This window comes from Limosilactobacillus balticus, from assembly GCF_014145615.1.
Classification (GTDB): Bacteria; Bacillota; Bacilli; order Lactobacillales; family Lactobacillaceae; genus Limosilactobacillus; species Limosilactobacillus balticus.
In genome coordinates, this window is record NZ_JACIVH010000062.1 from 109,842 (window position 1) to 128,225 (window position 18,384).

At 39.3% G+C, this 18,384-nt stretch carries 15 protein-coding genes; 6 read left to right on the plus strand and 9 right to left on the minus strand.

What is annotated here, in order from left to right:
- Positions 1–21: 21 nt before the first annotated feature.
- Positions 22–1,434, minus strand: a complete 1,413-nt coding sequence (locus H5S10_RS04235; RefSeq protein WP_182588852.1) for a PTS galactitol transporter subunit IIC — start codon at positions 1,432–1,434, stop codon at positions 22–24.
- 154 nt (positions 1,435–1,588) lie between these two features.
- On the opposite strand from H5S10_RS04235, the gene H5S10_RS04240 reads away from it, so the two are divergent.
- The 3 genes from H5S10_RS04240 to H5S10_RS04250 all read left to right on the plus strand — a co-directional run bounded on the left by H5S10_RS04240 (position 1,589) and on the right by H5S10_RS04250 (position 4,535).
- The gene (locus tag H5S10_RS04240; protein ID WP_182588853.1) at positions 1,589–2,758 is read left to right on the plus strand and encodes an MFS transporter; all 1,170 of its coding nucleotides are present in this window, start codon (positions 1,589–1,591) and stop codon (positions 2,756–2,758) included.
- A gap of 174 nt (positions 2,759–2,932) precedes the next feature.
- Positions 2,933–3,814, plus strand: a complete 882-nt coding sequence (locus H5S10_RS04245) for an XRE family transcriptional regulator (RefSeq protein ID WP_182587066.1) — start codon at positions 2,933–2,935, stop codon at positions 3,812–3,814.
- Between the two features lie 10 nt (positions 3,815–3,824).
- Positions 3,825–4,535, plus strand: a complete 711-nt coding sequence (locus tag H5S10_RS04250) for a lantibiotic ABC transporter permease (RefSeq protein ID WP_182588854.1) — start codon at positions 3,825–3,827, stop codon at positions 4,533–4,535.
- Positions 4,536–4,768: 233 nt separating this feature from the next.
- On the opposite strand, the gene H5S10_RS04255 is transcribed toward H5S10_RS04250, so the two are convergent.
- The 3 genes from H5S10_RS04255 to H5S10_RS04265 form a co-directional block, all read right to left on the minus strand.
- Positions 4,769–5,227 carry a hypothetical protein gene (locus H5S10_RS04255; protein WP_182587068.1) on the minus strand — a complete coding sequence of 153 codons (459 nt, stop codon included), beginning with the start codon at positions 5,225–5,227 and terminating at the stop codon, positions 4,769–4,771.
- A complete protein-coding gene (locus tag H5S10_RS04260) occupies positions 5,224–5,631 on the minus strand; it encodes a hypothetical protein (protein ID WP_182588855.1) in 408 nt (135 codons plus the stop codon). The genes H5S10_RS04255 and H5S10_RS04260 overlap by 4 nt, the downstream gene beginning before the upstream one ends.
- Before the next feature lie 129 nt (positions 5,632–5,760).
- Positions 5,761–6,774 carry a lipoate--protein ligase gene (locus H5S10_RS04265; RefSeq protein WP_182587070.1) on the minus strand — a complete coding sequence of 338 codons (1,014 nt, stop codon included), beginning with the start codon at positions 6,772–6,774 and terminating at the stop codon, positions 5,761–5,763.
- Between the two features lie 200 nt (positions 6,775–6,974).
- Between H5S10_RS04265 and H5S10_RS04270 the strand changes: the two genes are divergently transcribed.
- Positions 6,975–7,442, plus strand: coding sequence for a universal stress protein (locus H5S10_RS04270; protein ID WP_003664906.1), 468 nt, complete (start codon positions 6,975–6,977; stop codon positions 7,440–7,442).
- An 11-nt stretch (positions 7,443–7,453) separates the two neighbouring features.
- Positions 7,454–9,382 (plus strand): elongation factor G, encoded by a 1,929-nt coding sequence (locus H5S10_RS04275; RefSeq protein WP_182588856.1) that lies wholly within the window; start codon positions 7,454–7,456, stop codon positions 9,380–9,382.
- A gap of 209 nt (positions 9,383–9,591) precedes the next feature.
- Here H5S10_RS04275 and H5S10_RS04280 read toward each other — a convergent pair whose 3' ends face one another.
- The 5 genes from H5S10_RS04280 to H5S10_RS04300 form a co-directional block, all read right to left on the minus strand.
- Positions 9,592–10,494 (minus strand): ROK family protein, encoded by a 903-nt coding sequence (locus H5S10_RS04280; protein WP_182588857.1) that lies wholly within the window; start codon positions 10,492–10,494, stop codon positions 9,592–9,594.
- A 25-nt stretch (positions 10,495–10,519) separates the two neighbouring features.
- Positions 10,520–11,872, minus strand: coding sequence for a branched-chain amino acid transport system II carrier protein (gene brnQ / locus H5S10_RS04285; RefSeq protein ID WP_182588858.1), 1,353 nt, complete (start codon positions 11,870–11,872; stop codon positions 10,520–10,522).
- Positions 11,873–12,081: 209 nt separating this feature from the next.
- Positions 12,082–12,828, minus strand: coding sequence for an alpha/beta hydrolase (locus H5S10_RS04290; RefSeq protein ID WP_182588859.1), 747 nt, complete (start codon positions 12,826–12,828; stop codon positions 12,082–12,084).
- A gap of 34 nt (positions 12,829–12,862) precedes the next feature.
- The gene (locus H5S10_RS04295) at positions 12,863–14,218 is read right to left on the minus strand and encodes an APC family permease (RefSeq protein ID WP_182588860.1); all 1,356 of its coding nucleotides are present in this window, start codon (positions 14,216–14,218) and stop codon (positions 12,863–12,865) included.
- 176 nt (positions 14,219–14,394) lie between these two features.
- A complete protein-coding gene (locus H5S10_RS04300; protein WP_182588861.1) occupies positions 14,395–16,806 on the minus strand; it encodes a phosphoketolase family protein in 2,412 nt (803 codons plus the stop codon).
- Positions 16,807–17,094: 288 nt separating this feature from the next.
- On the opposite strand from H5S10_RS04300, the gene H5S10_RS04305 reads away from it, so the two are divergent.
- Positions 17,095–18,213: an acyltransferase family protein gene (locus H5S10_RS04305; protein WP_182588862.1), complete on the plus strand. Its 1,119-nt coding sequence runs from the start codon at positions 17,095–17,097 to the stop codon at positions 18,211–18,213.
- The last annotated feature ends 171 nt before the right edge of the window (positions 18,214–18,384 follow it).

Genomic DNA, 18,384 nt, shown 5'->3' on the forward strand with positions numbered 1-18,384 from the left:
ACGATTATTATAACACTTGCATTAGGCGTTCTTCATGGCCATCTTATTAAGGTAGTGCCAAATTTGCGAACGATATTTTCGTAATCCAAATAACATCACTAGATAAATAATAATTGCTAGTGAAATCCAAAGAGGACTTTCTGATATAAAGGCAGCAAAAACTAACGCATTCAATGGTCGTGCCACTAAATTAAAGCTTGTTACTAAGACCACCCCAGTTGGAATTGCAACGCCATAGTGGGCCACTGCGGCAGTATAGACAGGACTGAGCCAACTGGCCGCGTATAAGCCCAAGCTAAACCACACAATTCCCGTCGAAATCACTTTTAAGATATTTCCGCGAGTGACCGCAACAATTGATTCAATCATGTAAGGAATCGCAATTAAATCAACTATCGGTAGGGTCTTATTACCAGGAAGAATAAAAGCAATTAAAACCATAATCGGGATTAAAAGGATTCCTGAAATTAAAGTTGCTGATTCTCCATAACCAACACCATCATCAACTGCCAAAAACCACCGCCTTTTATCATAACGACTATTTTTATTTTCACCATGTCGCTTCTTCTGCTGTTCATCAATTTCAGTCGCAATGGGAATAAATGCCTTTGCGAACACATTTGTAACAAGAGGGAAGATTGCCATAACGGCAGCTAATTGAATCGCAAATTTAGTAATTTGTCCCCACGCGCTTATTTTCCCTAGTGAAGATAAATTCCCCAAGATCCCAATTATTAATCCTAGGATAATTCCCATTGTAATTGGTTCACCAAAGACACCTAATTTTTTCTGAAAATCTTTAGGGGTCATTTTCACTTTGTTAAATCCCAGTAAATTCCATAAAGGATCTAAAATAATTGCTGGAATCACTTGCTCGATATTATGTAAGGAGTCGACGGTGGTATTCTCAATTCCATAATAGTCGGCCCACCGATCTGCTTGAATCTCAGCTAAAACTAATGAGTATAGGAGCATAAAAAATTCCAACCCTAATGATAGCCAATAATTATGAGTTACATAAAATGCTAGCGTACCCCAAATCATATATCCAAAATTATTCCAAATATTAGAAGGCAAAAATACTTTGGTAACATCAAGCGCAAATAAAATTAATTCAACTAGTAACCCAAAAACAAAAAACGATAAACCAACCGTTGATCCAAATGCTGCTAATGACCCTGCTTGCCAGCCAATATCAACCACTGGCAGTTTAATCCCCGTATTATCAACCATTTGGCGGACAATCTTAGTCACCACTGGCGTAAATTCTGTGATAATCCAGGTAAAACCAGTTAAACCGACACCAGCATAGAAGGCACTCATCATTGCGGTCTTAGGCTGCACCCGTAGTAATAAAGCAATGATGAAAATTATTAGTGGAACAACTACACTTGCGCCAAAGGTTTGAAAAATAGCATTAACTTCTTGAAGCATGTTTTACCCCCTCCATCGAATAAACTGTTACCTATATTTTCCCTAAGACCAGTCTTTTTAGCAAGGCAAAAGGTTTATCTGCGTTTGCTGTAGAAATCCATTCAGAAATTTGCTACAGTATGATGAGCTTAATCTATTAGGGAGGGTACATTTTATGAAATATCGTTTACAAGCTATTATTTTTGTCTTCGTTGCCTTTATGCTTGGGTGTAACGAATATATGATTGTCGGCGTTTTACCTGATATTGCCCATGAATACCATGATTCGCTTGGTAAGTTAGGCTTGCTTGTAACTGTGTTTGCCTTGGTTTATGCCGTTTTCACTCCGATTATTACTTCAATGGCAAACCGGTGGCGACGACATCATGTTTTATTAGTTCTCATGGTGATCTTCTTTATTGGCAATACCTGGACAGCGATGGCACCAAACTTTATTTCAATGTTACTTTCGCGGATCTTAACTGCTAGTGTTACCGGCGCGATTATTTCAATGGTCCTCGTAATGGCGAGCTATGTTGCACCACGCGAAAAAAGAGCAAGTCTTGTTTCATGGGTTTTTGCCGGGTTTAGTATTGCTTCAGTTATCGGTATTCCAATCGGGACCGTTATCAGCACCAAGCTTACTTGGCATGACAGTTTTTGGATGATTTCTGGAATTACGATCATTGTTTTTATCGCCTTGATTTGGCTCGTCCCACGTGATACACCTCAATTTAAGAGCACCCTTAGTAAGCAGTTCGTGTTATTTAAGGATTCACGAATCATTCTCGGTGTTAGTTTCATTGTTGCTATTTGTGCGGCTGACTACACAATCTATACCTATATTCGTCCGTTAATCACTAACGAAATGGGTTTTGATAATACCTGGTTGAATTGGCTCTTATTCGGAATGGGAATCTTCTTTATTATTGGTAATAAATTTGGTGGATACCTAGCTGACCGTGGCGGAATTCATCGTCTCAGCGGAATCTACGCGGCAATGACAGTCTTATTTCTCATCTTTGGCCCCATCTTACCATTCAAGTGGGGTGCCATTATTATTGTGGCTGTCTTATGTGTTGCCTTTTCATGCTATGGTTCTTCCACCCAACTAATGTTTCTTGATATTGCCGAAAAACAATATCCCCAATCACTTGACTTAGCTTCATCCTTAAACTCGATTTTTGCTAATATTGGTATTTCATTGGGCTCTTTTACTGCCTCTCAAGCTGTCACCTTCACTGCCATGAAAAACCTCGGTTACGTTGGCGCAGTCTATGGGCTTCTTGCAACAATACTAGTCATAGTCCTGAGCAAAAAATATACGGGAATGCGCAATTATTAATCTTAACTTTGAGTACAGATGGATTTTTCTATCTGTACTTTTTTATTTCCTGGGAAATTAATATGCAACTAATAGTAGCAGGGTGAGCAATTGTTGTTATCTAAGGATTCTATTGACCTTTTAGGCAGATCCAATTAAATTCTAAATATAGATTTTGAAAAGGAGCTTTTTGCTATGCCGTACTCTTTCCCGCATCAACTGCTCAAATTGCGGACTGAAAAACAATTATCACAAGCTGAACTGGCTACGCGCCTATTTGTTTCCCGACAGGCCGTCTCTAAATGGGAAAATGGGGATGCTGAACCAAGTATCGACAAGCTAATTTTGCTTGCCAAAGTTTTTAATGTTTCATTAGACCGCCTCATTCTGGGAACAAACGACTTTAATCAACCACTGGTAAAACTTAATAATATTGTTAAAACTTTTAACACACCAGTTCTCAACAACCTTGATTTAACTATTTATAATAATGAACGCATTGCCCTCCTTGGAAGTAACGGCGCTGGTAAAACAACTTTAGTAAAGATAATTGAAGGTGCCTTGAAACCCAACGAAGGTACTGTTAAATGGTATTTTAATAAAAATAATTCTTTAAATATCATGTCCCAAGAAAATGTTTTAATTCCGACCCTAAAAGTTAAAGAGCAGATTATCTTGACAGCCGCCATAACTAAGGTTGATTCAAAACAACGAATCAATTATCTTCTTGATCAATTTAAATTATCATCCCAGCAAAATACAATTATTGCGAAATTATCAGGTGGACAAAAACGTCGCCTTTCGCTTTTGCTTAGTGTCCTCCGTCAGTCCAAGCTTTTGATCCTAGACGAACCGACTGTTGGGATGGATTTAGAATCAATTGACTATTTTTGGCATTTTATTGAAAAGGTTTCGGGAAGTATTTTAGTTATTACTCATGATTTCAATCAAATTGATAAATTCTTTTCCCGTGTTCTGCTCCTTAAAGATGGCCAAATCTCTCAAGACATCCCTGTTAAGGAAATCCACCAACATAATCAGACAATAGAACAATGGTATCGCCAACATAATCGTTAGGAGTTTTCTTATGAGTATCATAGCAATTCAACTAAAACAAGTTTTACGCAATCGTCGTTTCTTTCTTTTTACTATTCTCCTACCAGGTATTTGGTATGTGTTTATGATTCAAGTTGCTAGTACATCCCTCCCCGCTACAGGCAACTTCCGGCTCGCTTTACTCTTGCTTGCTCTCCTGATGGGAATACTCGGCAATTCAATCGTTACTTTCAGCAAACGGATTTGTAGTAATAAGGACTTCTATATCCTTCAATCGCACATTAGCCACTATTCTCTGTGGAACTATTTATTTTCGCAATTAATTACCCAAGTCATCATCAATTTGTTCATCACCATCGTAATTATGATTCTTGCTATTTTTCTTCATACTATCGAATTCAACTTCATTACTATCACTAGTATTTTGTTAACCAATATCATCGGAATATATCTAAGCGTGATCGGGTTTGCAATTGGGCTTTCCTTTGACGCACCAACTGTCGATGCCGCTGGAACCCCGATCCTATTTATAATCGCAACTTTTATTATTCCGTGGAAACACCTCTTACCAGCTAATTCTTTTATTGATTTTTTTACTAATGTTCAAAAACTATTTCCAACTTATTATCTTTACGCCGACCTTGATCATCTATCGGTTAGTCATCTTGGACTACTATTTGTAACTGCGATTATTACTCTGCTACCTTGGCTTGGCTTTATCTATCGAAAATTAATCAACTAAAAAAACCGGAATACCTAGTACTAAGCATACTAAGTATTCCGATTTTTCGTGTATTGATACTATCTCAAGTCAATCAACACTGTCCACATGGCCGATTAACTGGACACCTCACAATCCGGTGAGTTAATGTGTCCCACTTGTCAAAATGTCAATGGTAGCTCTTAGGGTCGCTACCAGACCTCTCGACTCATCGCAAACTATAATCTAACATATTTGACCCATTGATGCAACTCTTATGCTCTTGCTTCCATTACATCTGCAAGGTGTTCGGCTACCCATTCTTGAGCTTTAGTAACCAAATCAGTTGTCTTTCCGCCTTGATCGGTTTCATTTGCTAATTCATCGATCCGCAGTCCCGTTTTATTGATATCTTCACTCTCCATTACTAAATAAAGATTAACAGGATACTCAATCTCTTTATCCAATAATTTAACATCTAATCGCTCTGCCTCATCCATCGGTATGTTGATTAGGTTGGTTTCTAAGCGAAAGCTAACCGGGTCACCTTTTTTCATTTTAATATTCATCTTATATTGACCAAGGTGTCCCGTATCAAGCTGTTCAATTATAAAATTAATCGCAGTTGTTAATACTGTTTTTTGCTGTGCTTGGGCAGCAGTTTTTTCAACTTCTTCTGTCACAACCTGATCGCTCGTCAACTGTGACAAATAATCAGCTACTGACATCTTCATTTTTTCATTTGCTCCTTCATTTTTTCAATTTTAGCTTTTGTATAGTCTGCACGCTGTTTTGCACCATAATAAACACCAGCAGCTCCTACTAAAATTCCAACAATACTTAGTGCTTGAATAAATAATCCATATGCACTTTCTCGTGGACTTACCATTTGAAATGCGGCTAAACTAGCGATTGCAAAATAAAGATTTACTAAAATCGTTGCATATCCACAAAAGCGCATCTTTAAAAACGATAATCCGTTAATAATGATTGCTAAAACGATAAAGAGGAGCAGCCGCGGCCATACAGATGGTGATGTCAGCGAGTGACCATGCTGAACAAACATAAAAGCATCTAGGACTAATGCAATTACTGCTGCTACTGATGTTACAATAACAACTTTTTCATTGTTTTTCATTTATTTTGCCAACTTTCTTTCTTGCTATCCCCGCGGATGACCAATATTTTTACATCCCTTAATTAATGAAAAAGGAATGTAACGATTAATTACACTCCTCATTTTACTAAATTAAGTTAAAAAGCTCAATTATGCGAGTAAATCAGCTACTTCAGCGGTTGGAATTCCCGTAATATATTGTTGGGTTCCTTCCGCTTCAAGGATCTTAGCAATCTCATCATGGTCATACTTAACTCCTTGGAGTTTTTCTGCTAATTGGTTAATATCCTGGGGGCCAAAGAAATCGCCATAGAATTTCACGTTTTTGATTACGCCATCTTTAACATCAAAGCGGGCATCAATTGTCCCCATGTCAAAGTGTTTCCGCCGCTTAACCGTAAACTCTGGCGACTTACCATAGACCCAATCCCAGTTGTTATAGTACTGCTCATAGATCTTATCAATTTCTTTTTGATCTTCGGGAGTAACCACGTATTGCTTATCCTTAATCTCTTCAAGGTCGTCAACGTGGAAGAGACCCTTTAGCAATTCATCCCTAAATGTTGGCACATCAATATCTTGGTACTTTTCATCCAAGTATGGGCGGAGGTTCGTAACCCGTGATCGAACGGATTTGATCCCTTTTGAAGCAATCTTATCTTTTGCCACATGAAGGGCATCAGCGACGACACTTAAGTCAACGTCAAGCATTAAAGTTCCATGGGAGAATGTCTTTCCATTACGCGAATACATCGCATTCCCCGAGAATTTCTTGCCATCAACTAAAATGTCATTACGACCGCTAACTTCTGCACTAGTAGCGCCCATTTGATGAAGGACATTAACAATTGGCTGGGTAAATGATTTAAAGTCACCGAATTCTTCACTATCACTTGGAACCACAAAACTAAAACAGAGGTTCCCTAAGTCTTGATAAACAGCACCACCGCCTGATAAACGACGGGTTACCCGAATATTGTGTTCCTTTACATAATCATGATTAATCTCTTCAAGCGTATTTTGGTTCCGCCCCACAATAATACATGGTTCTTCATAATAAAATAGTACTAAAGGTTCTTTCCCAAAATCCTTATTATTCATTAAATATTGTTCTGTAGCTAAATTCATTCCAATATTATGAGAAGTCATTGAAACATAACGCATAACTTGCACCCTCTTATAAAAGCATCAACATAAATAGACTAAAACTTTACTTTTGTCATTTATTCATCCAATTGTAGTGTACGTCTTTTAGTAAGCGTTTGCAAGATGTTATTAACAAAGTAAAAAATACTTTCTTTTTTACATCTTTTTAGGGCAAAAACATTTTATAATAAAGGTATAAACTTTCGGAGGTGTCTATTATGACAGAAATTTATCCATACAAACACATTCTGGTTGCTGTCGATGGTTCAAAAATTACTAGTAATGTCTTAGAAAGTGCCATTGATTCTGCCCTGCGAAATCATGCTAGCCTTGATATCTTACGGATTGTTCAAGTAACGCAACTAACGGATGGCTATAGTAATGCGGCCCTTAGCAACGAAGAAACATATAACATTGTTAAAACCACCAAAGAACGACTCGACGACTTGAAAAAGCGCGCGGTCGATGCGGGGGTTGAAGACGTTAACGTTCATATCCGGTTCGGAAATCCTAAACGCGTTATTGCCCACGAATTTCCATCAGATCACAATACAGACTTAATTGTTCTTGGTGCGACTGGGGTATCTGGCCTTGAACGCTTTGTTCTTGGCTCTGTTACTCACTATGTTAGTCGAATGGCAAAATGTGATGTTCTTGTTGTTCGCAAAAACGACCATGTTAACTAGGTGAAAAAACGGTGAAACAAATTGTTACTGGTATCGTTGCGCATGTCGATGCTGGAAAAACGACTTTAACCGAAGCCCTCATGTATAAAACCGGGACTATCCGAAAGCTAGGCCGCGTGGATAATGGGGATGCTTTTTTAGATCCTAACACACTCGAAAAGCAACGTGGAATCACCCTTTTTACCCATCAAGCTGAACTTACCTATAATGACCTTGCACTTACCCTTCTCGATACTCCGGGACACGTCGATTTTGCTAGTCAAACAGAGCAAGTCTTGCCAGTTCTTGATTATGCAATTCTTGTAATTTCAGCCACTGACGGCATTCAGGGATACACGCGCACATTATGGGATCTTCTTGCGCGTTATGATATCCCGACCTTCATTTTCATCAATAAAAATGACGTGATTGGTGCTGATCCTAGTGGTGTTATCAAGCAACTGCAAAAAGAATTTTCGCCGGCTTGCCTTGATTTTGCTGATCCATTAACTGATGAAGTTCGTGAAACAATTGCCATGCAGGATGATACAGTTTTAGAAAACTACCTCAGTACTGGCAGTCTTAACGATCAAACAATTCAACAATTGATTCAGCAACGTAAAGTGTTCCCTTGTTATAGCGGAGCAGCCCTAAAGTTAACTGGAATCACTAATTTCTTACAGGGTCTTGAGAAATGGACTGTTACGCCTGAGTTCGCTGATGAGTTTGCGGCACGGGTATTTAAGATTTCCCATGATGACAAGGGCAACAGACTTAGTTGGGTTCGCGTATTTGGTGGCAAAATTCCCGCTAAATCAGTTTTATTAAACGAAGAAAAAGTGAACCAAATCCGAATATATAACGGAGCTAAATTTACCCCGAGTCAGGTTTTAAACGCAGGTCAAGTCGGTGCTCTTACAGGATTAACTTCCACATCCCCTGGACTTGGTCTTGGTAAAACAAAGCTACTCCCGGCGCCAGTCATAAAACCAGTCTTAAATTATGCCGTTAAAGTTGATAAAGAGGACCTTCATACTTGTCTCAACGCCTTGAAAGAGCTTGAAGATGAAAATCCCCAACTACAGATCTCTTGGCATCCTCACATCCAAGAGATCCACGTTCAAATTATGGGAGAAGTTCAACTTCAAATCCTGCAACAATTGCTCCAAGAACGTTACCAATTAGAAGTTACATTTGATGAGGGAAACGTTCTCTATCAAGAAACGATTACTAACAAAGTCGAAGGGGTCGGTCACTTTGAACCATTACGTCACTATGCCGAAGCCCACCTTCTTTTAGAACCAGGAAAACAAGGCTCTGGAATTACAATTAGCAGTGACTGTAGTCTTGATATCCTTGATCGCAATTGGCAACACCAGATCCTAACAAGTTTACAGGCTAAAGAACATCTAGGGGTTCTTACAGGGGCTCCGCTTACCGATGTCAAAATCACCCTCGTTGGTGGCCACGGCCATATTAAACATACAGTTGGTGGGGATTTTCGTCAGGCTAGTTGGCGAGCAGTTCGTCAAGGATTGATGGAGTTGAAGGAACAAAACGAATGTCAATTATTAGAACCTTGGTATGCTTTCCATCTTAAAGTTCCGAATGACCAAGTAGGGCGCACAATTAATGATATTCAACAAATGCATGGCACGTTCGCACTTGATGAAGCTAATAATCAAGACCTAACCATGATTACGGGAACCGCTCCTGTTGTCGGCATGCGTGACTACGCCCAAAGCGTTCGCTCCTATACTCACGGCCAGGGTCAACTCGAGCTAGTTGTTGCTGGCTATTATCCATGTCATAATGCTGAAGATGTTATTAGAGATGTTAATTATGATCCTGTGGCTGACCTAGAAAACACTCCTGATTCCGTCTTCTGTGCTCATGGTGCTGGTTTCCCCGTTCCATGGAATGAGGTCCCAACAATGGCGCATTATCCGTATAGAAAATAGATTGTTGATAAAGAGAGAGGCTGAGAAAAAACTTCGTTTTTTCAACAGCCTCTTTATTTATACGAACATTATTTAAGATATCGTGGAAATTAACCACAAAGCTCGAAGCTAAGTTCGAACGATAATCAGCCCGTACCGTGCTAATCACCGTTCTATCCTTAGCCCACCGCCTTGTCGAGAAGGTTAATTCCCACTCACTCTCTCTTTTTTCATTCAATTGTTAGTAGCAATCCATATAATGCACCTAATAAATTAGCTTCATTGCCAAACTTTGCGGTCATTATTTCCGGCATCGTAACATCATCGTGAAGACGGTAATCATCCTTTTGCAGAATCATAAATTGCTTCTTTATTTCATCAATTAAAATTTTTTGCGCACTAATGCCACCGCCAATGAGCACACGTTCAAGGTCAACAACTGTCTGGATATTTAAGATTAAGACGGCTACGCGGCGACAAAAGCTTTCAAATAAGGACCAAACAACTGGATTATGACGATTAATTTCTTTAAATACTCGCCGACCATCAGTTTTATCCTTAATATTACAAATGTCAGCCATGGTTTCAATCATCTTAACTGCTGAAGTAGTAGACCCCATGGTCGAATAGTGAAGTTCTGGCGCATCATTATCAATGATCATGGCACTTAATTCACCCGCCTGAAAATGTGGCCCGTGCAAGAGCTGGTTATTAATAACAATCCCGCCACCAACTGAAGTCCCTAATGTGATCACAGCACCATTACTGATACCATTGAGATTGCCAAGCCACATTTCTGCTAATGTCGCACAATTAGCATCATTACCAACATATACTGGACAATGGGCTCGTGATTCCAAATAGGCTGCAAAATTAAAGGTTCCCATAAAACCAAGGGCACCAGTAAACTTTACCTCTCCTGTCGCCGGATTAACGACGCCTGGAAGACTGACACAAATCGCAATAACCTTTTCTAAAACTGGTTCAACAACGGCAAAGATTGCTGCCAGAAATACTTCTTTTTGATGAGGAGTTGGAACGTGATTTTTCTCAAAGATGTTACCCGAGTGATCAATTAAAGCACTCTTTATCTCTGTCCCACCAATATCAATACTTAAATACTGTCGTTGCATAACTCCTCACCTCATCTCTCTTATATTATACACGACTCCGCTGTTGAGGGTACCAAATACAAATACTGATGAATAGGCCAACAAGGGTAAAAGGTAACCAACTAAAGCCAAGTTGGTACAAAGGAAAGTACTTTTCTGCAAAATGAATCAATGACATACTAAAGGCGGTATCCCGTAAAACCGGTGGGAAAGCATTTACCATATCAAAAAACGCAGGAATCATTGTTATACCTGTCGTAATTCGGTAAATTAACGAAGCTCCCTTGAATAAGGGCGAAAAAATACCTAGTAGGATCAACACAATGGCTAACGGGTAAAGGAACATTAAAACCGGTATCGACCATGAAACAATCCGGTCTAATCCCATATTAGCAACTAGAAATGACAATAGGCAATTGCCCCGTAAAAAGGCTTTATAAGAAATCTGAGGGAAACGATAGTGAAAATCCTGAGCAAAAGCGACTACTAACCCCATCGCCGTTGTCATACAAGTAATTGTCGCAAGGGTTAACAATAATACATTTCCAAAACCTCCCATATAATAATGAGCAATTTGATTTAATGTTGTCCCTCCATTAGCTGCGATTGCGAATTGGTGCCGACTTGTTGTCCCCAAATAAATTAGTCCAATATACAAAATCCCAATTCCCAAAATTCCAATCATCCCACCCTTAGTAGTAGCAAGTGAAACTGATTGTTGAGATTTAAAACCAAGTTGGCGGATTGCGGTAATAATCGTAACGCCAAAAACTAATGCTGCTAATGCATCAACAGTGTTATATCCCTGAATAAAACCATTACTAAAGGCGTGGGTAACATATTCTGGAGTTGGTTGGGGAGTAGTTGTACTTCCCATTGGATGAATAAAGGCAAGAAGAAAGATCAAAAATAACATAATAAGGAAAATCGGATTTAAAACCTTACCAATTATCTCGGTGATTTTTCCTTCACGCGTTGCAAAAAAGTAAACAATTAGAAAAAAAGCTCCGGTATAGGCTAATAATCCCCAGCCTTGCATCCCTTTACTTAAATATGGTGCAACTCCAATCGTATACGGAACAGTTGCCGTACGCGGAGTTGCACATAAAGGTCCAATAATTATTTGCACTAGGACAAGGAAAATAAGGGCAAATTTTTTTCCATTTGGTAAAGCCAGTTCATACAATCCATTTGCATGTGTAATACTAATCGCAAGTAATGCAAATAACGGTAAAAGAACACCAGAAAGCAAGAATCCGCCTGTTGCTGCTATCCACTGGTTACCGGCTAATTGTCCTAAATGTACAGGAAAAATTAAATTTCCTGCCCCAAATAACATTCCAAAAATTAGCGACCCAATTACCAAGTAGGTTTTACACGCTGCTTTAATTGAGTTCATAGTTAATCACTCGCTCCTTTTCTCTAAATTTAATCTGACGCTAAATTATACCATGAAATAAGTATCCAGACAGGAGTACATTTCGATTCCCCGCAAGCAACAATAGGCCTCCAATGTTCGTTTTTTTACCGAGCGTTGGAGGCCATTGTTGTACTGCGCCATTTGTCTTTTGTGAAAATAACTTGGTTTATGTCACAGTCCCTTTAAATCTAATTTTTTAAAAAGTTAGCTACTAGTTCCATAATTTCTTGGCGTCGTGAGCCATTAAACATATGTCCTTCTTCAGGAATTAAATGTAACTCACTGTTAGACATGATTACATTATATTTCTTTGAAGCTTCAGGAGAAACTACATTATCAGCTAATCCATGAATTAACAATGTGGGTCCACTATAATGCTGCGCTGTTTCGTAAATTGGTAAAAGCTGCGCCGTTCGGAAGTAGTCGCCACCAACGGTAAAGCCATTCACATCAACCGTTTCGGGGATATGGTTAGGGTCATATTGGCTTCCCTGACAGATTCCCTTTAGCGCATCATCTTTCAAGGTTGCCGCTGGTGCCAGCAGTACTAGTTTTGTAATAATATCGCGATAATAAGCCGCCAGCATAGAAGCAACTACCCCACCTTGCGAATGACCAATTAGGTAAATCTTCTTTGCTTGCATAGTTGTATGAGCATAGTCAATAATTTTCATTCCATCTAAGATTTCACTAAAAACTGTCATATTCTGGAATTCACCATCACTATGGCCAGTCCCATTAAAGTCAAAGCGTAACGTTGGGATTCCTTGTTGGTTTAAATAGTGCGAAAGAGTATACAGAATTTTAGAATTATCATATCCCAGATTGCCCTTAAAGCCATGCATCAGAATTGCAACCGTATCGTTTTTAATCGTCGTTGTTCCCTCAAGAAGGCCATATAGTTTTAAGCCATCTCGTTTGATTGTTATTTCCATCAAACCACCTCTCGCCTATTATACACTGTTTGACTTAGTGTTTTAGTTTCTCCAACATTGCACGGTGGTGAGCCTCGTGTTTCTCATCCACCTTAACAAAGAAGTAAGAAACCGCGGCTAGGACGGCAACTACAACCCCAACCGTAATCGTCTTAATTGTGAAATTGGTTACCATATAGCATGAGATTAAGAGTGCCAACACTGGAATGATATATTTTCCGGGAAGTTTAAACCCATGATTAGGAAATTCATCAGTATGTTTAAACTTAATTACTGCTAAAATTGACGGCACATATTGAACAAACGAAGCAAGCACAATACAAGAAACAAGAAAGAGGTAAGATTGAGTAACTAATAACATTGAAACAACAGCTGTCAGGATGATTGCTACCCAGGGTGCATCATGGCGGTTCTTTTTACCAACCCACTTTGGCAACATCGCGTGTTCATTCGCTAGTGAGGAAATTAATGACGGCGTGTTAAAGGAGGCCGCAAATGCCACCCCGAAAATACTGATCAACATTCCCACAATCACTAAAATATACCCCCATTTACCAACGCCGGTTCCAAAGGCATTTGCAATTGGTGTACTATAATGACTCATGGTTGTCCCCAATATCCCAATTGCAACCAGCATCATTAGCGAATACATAATCGTTACACTAACCATTACGGCGATTAATACGCGCGGAATATTTTTCTCCGGATCAGTCATTTGCTTTGCGGCAATTGGAATAAAAGAAAAGCCGGTAAACATATAGAAAACAACACTAAAAGCTGCGCCAAAATGTTTGGCAAGCGGCATTGCTCCGGTGGTCGCTGCATGAGGGATTACCGGTGAAAAATTAGCAAAATGAATACAAAAAACGCCAACAACAATAAAAATAAGGATTGTAATCATTTTTGCGGCTGAAGAGAGGTTATCGACCAACTTAACAAGCGTCCGGCCGAACAAATTAATAATTGAGAATAACAAAATTAATCCAAAAACAGAAACATAGTATATCCAATGAGTATTAAAAAGTGGTAAAAAGCTTCGGAGGGTAGTCAACAAAGCTACCACTTCGGCAGATAAAGTACAGCATCCCAGAAACCACGTAAAGATGCCGAGCTCATAGCCAGTAAACCGGCCAAATGCATTATAGGAATAAAGCCATGCCGCGCCTGATCCAGTGAACCGACTAGAAAGGTCCGCATAACATAATGCCACCATGCTGACCGTAATAGCTGCACAGAGTAAGACAAGGACACTTGCTAAATTCATATCCTTATAGATAACTTGTGGTAGCAAAAAAGCACCTGAACCAATAACACCATTAATACCTAAAAAATATATTGAAATAAACGATAACTTTTTAGGACTTTTCTTTTTCGTGTTGATAAGCTCCACCTTCTATCCTTTATAACAAAAGTAATATTACCTTCATTTAAAGTCTATTCTTATTTTAAAAGGTTTACAAGTAAGCAAGTTAACCAATTTTTATATTTCGAATCAAAAAAGAGACCGAGTTAAACTCGATCTCTTTTCTCAATTTATTAAGTGTTTAATTAGCAATCAGTAGCTGATTACTTAAGACCCTTCCAAGTCCAGTTAGTAACTTCTGGTAAGTCCTTACCTTCTGAACGGATGTAGTGGTTGTGCTTGTTGATCATGTTGTCCATCTTGGCAACAAATGCAGCACTCTTTTGTTCATAACCAGGAACACTTTGGATAGCGTCCTTAGCTAAGTGGAACCGGTCAAGTTCGTTTAATACACGCATGTCGAATGGAGTGGTAATATCACCATTTTCTTCGTATGAGTGAATGTGAACATTACGGTTAGCACGATCGAAGAACAATGCTTGGATCATGTCACGGAATCCGTGCCATGCAAAGATAACTGGCTTGTCAGTAGTGAAGTAACTATTGAATTCAGCATCAGTTAAACCTTCAGGGTTCTTGTCAGTGTTCATCAAACGCATAATTTCGATAATGTTGATGTAACGAATCTTCAATTCAGGGAAGTTGTCATGAAGAATGTCAATAGCTGCAAGAGCTTCTTCAGTAGGTTCAGTACCAGAAGATGCAAATACAACATCTGGTTCAGCACCTTGATCAGTAGATGCCCAGTCAATGTAGCCAAGGCCATTGTCAGCCAATTGGGTAGCTTCATCAATAGAGAACCATTGTGCACGTGGGTGCTTAGAAGTTACGAAGAGGTTGATGCATTCTTGGTTACGGAATGCCTTGTTAGATACAGCCATTAATGAGTTAGTATCTGCTGGCAAGTATTCCTTAACGAGGTCTGGACGTTCCTTTTCAAATAAGTGAGTCAATAGACCTGGATCTTGGTGAGTGTAACCGTTGTGATCTTGTTGGAATACAGTTGAAGTATCAACAAAGTTCAATGCTGGGTATTGGTGACGCCAGTAAAGATCCTTAGCCTTACGTAACCACTTCATGTGTTGAGTAAGCATTGAATCAACAACACGACCGAATGCTTCGTAAGTTGCGAAGAATCCGTGACGACCAGTTAATGTGTAACCTTCAAGGAATCCTTCAGCTTGGTGTTCTGAAAGTTGTGAATCAATCATCCGACCTTGTGGAGCCACATCTTCGTCGTTTGGTTCGTGGACACTTTCCATCCATTGACGCTTTTGACCATCAAGGAATGCGTAAAGACGGTTTGACTTAGATTCGTCAGGACCAAATCCACGGAAGTTAGTTGGGTTCAATTCAGCCATCTTGTTGAGGTACTTACCCCATTCAAGCATGTCTTGCTTTACAACAGAACCAGGATTTTGAACATCAATAGCAAAATCACGGTAGTTTGGCAATACAAGTGGCTTAGGATCGATACCACCATTAGTGATAGGGTTCATAGCCATACGACGGTTACCTTCTGGTGTGTTCTCTTCAACAAGAGCAACTGGGTGACCATCTTCGTCGAATAATTCTTCTGGCTTGTATGACTTCAACCAGTCAACAAGGATGTCCTTGTGTTCCATGTCATCTTGGGATACTGGAACTGGAATTTGGTGTGCACGGAATGAGTTTTCAATTGGGTTACCATCAAGGTCAGTCTTAGGACCAGTCCAACCCTTAGGTGCACGGAAGATAATCATTGGCCATTGTGGTAATGAATCATCATTGTTTTCACGAGCGTTCTTTTGAATAGCCTTGATTTCTTCAACAACCTTGTCCAAAGTCTTAGCCATTTCTTCGTGAACTTCCATGTGAGGCTTGTAACCCTTGAATTCACCATCACGGTCAGCTTCTTTGTAAGCTGAAACAAAGTATGGCTTCCAACCCATACCTTCGAAGTACTTAGTAAGTTCTTCGTCACTCATCCGTGAAAGGATAGTAGGGTTAGAAATCTTGAATCCGTTAACTTGGATGATTGGTAATACCGCACCATCCTTGATTGGGTTGATGAACTTGTCTGAGAACCATGATGCCATTAATGGACCAGTTTCAGCTTCACCATCACCGATTTCAACAGCGGCAATAACTTCTGGGTTATCTAAGATAGCACCAACACCGTGTGAAAGTGAGTAACCAAGTTCCCCACCTTCGTGGATTGAACCTGGTGTTTCAGGTGCAGCGTGTGATGCAGTACCGCCTGGGAATGAGAAGTGCTTAAATAACTTAGCCATTCCCTTAGTGTCTTGTGTATATTCAGGATAAATTTCAGTGTATGAACCATCCAAGTATGAGTTGTTAACCATAACTTGGCCACCGTGACCTGAACCTTCGATGTAGAACATATCAAGGTCATACTTCTTAATTACACGGTTCAAGTGTGCGTAAATGAAGTTTTGAGGAACAATAGTACCCCAGTGACCAATTGGCTTAGGCTTAACATCTTCTGCCTTTAATGGTTGGCGAAGTAATGGATCACCCATTAAGTACAATGTACCAACTGAAAGGTAGTTAGCTGCACGCCAGTAAGCATCAACACTTTCCAAGTATTTCTTGGAATCGTAATCTACTGCCATCTAATAAACACTCCTTCTATATAAATCAATACGTCCTGTGCTTTCTAACAACATAACGTAAATCATTAAATTTACAATGTTAATGATAAACTGTTTTTTCAAAAAGTCAACCTTTTTACAAATTGATACGGTCCAATTATAAAAAATTAAGCTTCTTAAGCTGTTCTTTAACTTTCTCATATCTACCAAGACTGCTAATTCTCGCTTATTTACTGTTTCCTATCCCCCTCTAATAACAACGATGTATACTTAGAAAAGTTAAATTTTTTTTACGAAAAGAGGAATATTTTGCAACAATCTAATAATTTAGCAGGGGCTGATATTGGAGATTTTGAAAAAATGATGGCAGTATTTGCCGTTATTATTCAATCTGTTATCAGTTTTGTAATGAACACTAATCCACCAATTGGTCAGCAATTTTTCTTTGGTGGAATTTATGAAACGGTCAAATTCAGTGCCCCTGCTTTTATCTTTGGCATTCTTTATTCAACCACTCGAACGCATCCCCAGGCAAGCATCCTAGAATATCCTCAATTTATCCATAATCGCTGGCATATTTTATTTGTCCCCACTATTTGGTGGACGTTCATTTATCTATTATTTCTCCCTCAACTGCAGCAACATTATCATTACCATAACTGGCAAGGGTTCTGTTGGCAATTTATTAACGGTAATGCTGCACCGCACTTATGGTATAACACCATGATGCTTCAATTCATCATTTTAATGCCCCTCTTCTGGTGGCTTGCACGGTTAGTTACCCACCATCCTCACAGGGCTATTAGTATATTTTGCTTAACATTACTGTTAGAAGGTTTTTGGTTTTATAGCTATGACCTGCAAATATTTCATGGTCCATTAAAAGAACAGTTTTATTTTTTTGACCGTCTATTTGTTAGTTTCTTAATCTATGCAGTCGCCGGAACTTTGCTATGGCAGTTTCGATCCCAATTAGCACCATTTTTAATGCATCACTGGCTAATGCAAGTTATCCTTTGGCTAATCCTCTTTTATATTGTTACAATTAACTTTTTTAGTTACGGATTACCAGTCAAGCTTACCAATGCCCCATATTACCTACCCTCAATGATTTTCTACAATCTAGCTACCATCAGCCTTATCGCTACCTTGATGCTTAACTTTCAAAAAAACCACAATCAATGGTTACCACTTATTCACTGGGTTGCACTCTACGCCTATCGTGCCTACCTCAGTCATGTTTTTTGGCTCTATTGGTGTTGGCAATTATTGAACCATTTAAGACTACACCTTTCGCTCGCAATCATTTTCCCTTCTCTTGTATTTTTGACAATTATCCTTTCCTTCTTATCAGCATACGGACTTCATTTATTGTGGACCATAATTAAAGACCAGACAAATCTGCTAATTGGTGTAATAAAATCATAACCACCCGTCAAACGGGTGGTTTGCACATCGGCTATAAGCCGATAATAAAAGCCGGCGTCTCAAGGCGCTGGCTTTCGCTTTGCTCAAGCCAAAATGCTCTGACTACTTTGCCACCGCTTTAAGCGGTGTTTGTACTACCTCACTTACCCTTAAAAGGGTCCGAATATTCCA

Bases quoted from the DNA above. Each gene is read 5' to 3' on its own strand.
- H5S10_RS04235 (WP_182588852.1), bottom strand. From the start codon at position 1,434: ATGCTTCAAGAAGTTAATGCTATTTTTCAAACCTTTGGCGCAAGTGTA.
- H5S10_RS04240 (WP_182588853.1), top strand. From the start codon at position 1,589: ATGAAATATCGTTTACAAGCTATTATTTTTGTCTTCGTTGCCTTTATG.
- H5S10_RS04245 (WP_182587066.1), top strand. From the start codon at position 2,933: ATGCCGTACTCTTTCCCGCATCAACTGCTCAAATTGCGGACTGAAAAA.
- H5S10_RS04250 (WP_182588854.1), top strand. From the start codon at position 3,825: ATGAGTATCATAGCAATTCAACTAAAACAAGTTTTACGCAATCGTCGT.
- H5S10_RS04255 (WP_182587068.1), bottom strand. From the start codon at position 5,227: ATGAAGATGTCAGTAGCTGATTATTTGTCACAGTTGACGAGCGATCAG.
- H5S10_RS04260 (WP_182588855.1), bottom strand. From the start codon at position 5,631: ATGAAAAACAATGAAAAAGTTGTTATTGTAACATCAGTAGCAGCAGTA.
- H5S10_RS04265 (WP_182587070.1), bottom strand. From the start codon at position 6,774: ATGCGTTATGTTTCAATGACTTCTCATAATATTGGAATGAATTTAGCT.
- H5S10_RS04270 (WP_003664906.1), top strand. From the start codon at position 6,975: ATGACAGAAATTTATCCATACAAACACATTCTGGTTGCTGTCGATGGT.
- H5S10_RS04280 (WP_182588857.1), bottom strand. From the start codon at position 10,494: ATGCAACGACAGTATTTAAGTATTGATATTGGTGGGACAGAGATAAAG.
- brnQ (WP_182588858.1), bottom strand. From the start codon at position 11,872: ATGAACTCAATTAAAGCAGCGTGTAAAACCTACTTGGTAATTGGGTCG.
- H5S10_RS04290 (WP_182588859.1), bottom strand. From the start codon at position 12,828: ATGGAAATAACAATCAAACGAGATGGCTTAAAACTATATGGCCTTCTT.
- H5S10_RS04300 (WP_182588861.1), bottom strand. From the start codon at position 16,806: ATGGCAGTAGATTACGATTCCAAGAAATACTTGGAAAGTGTTGATGCT.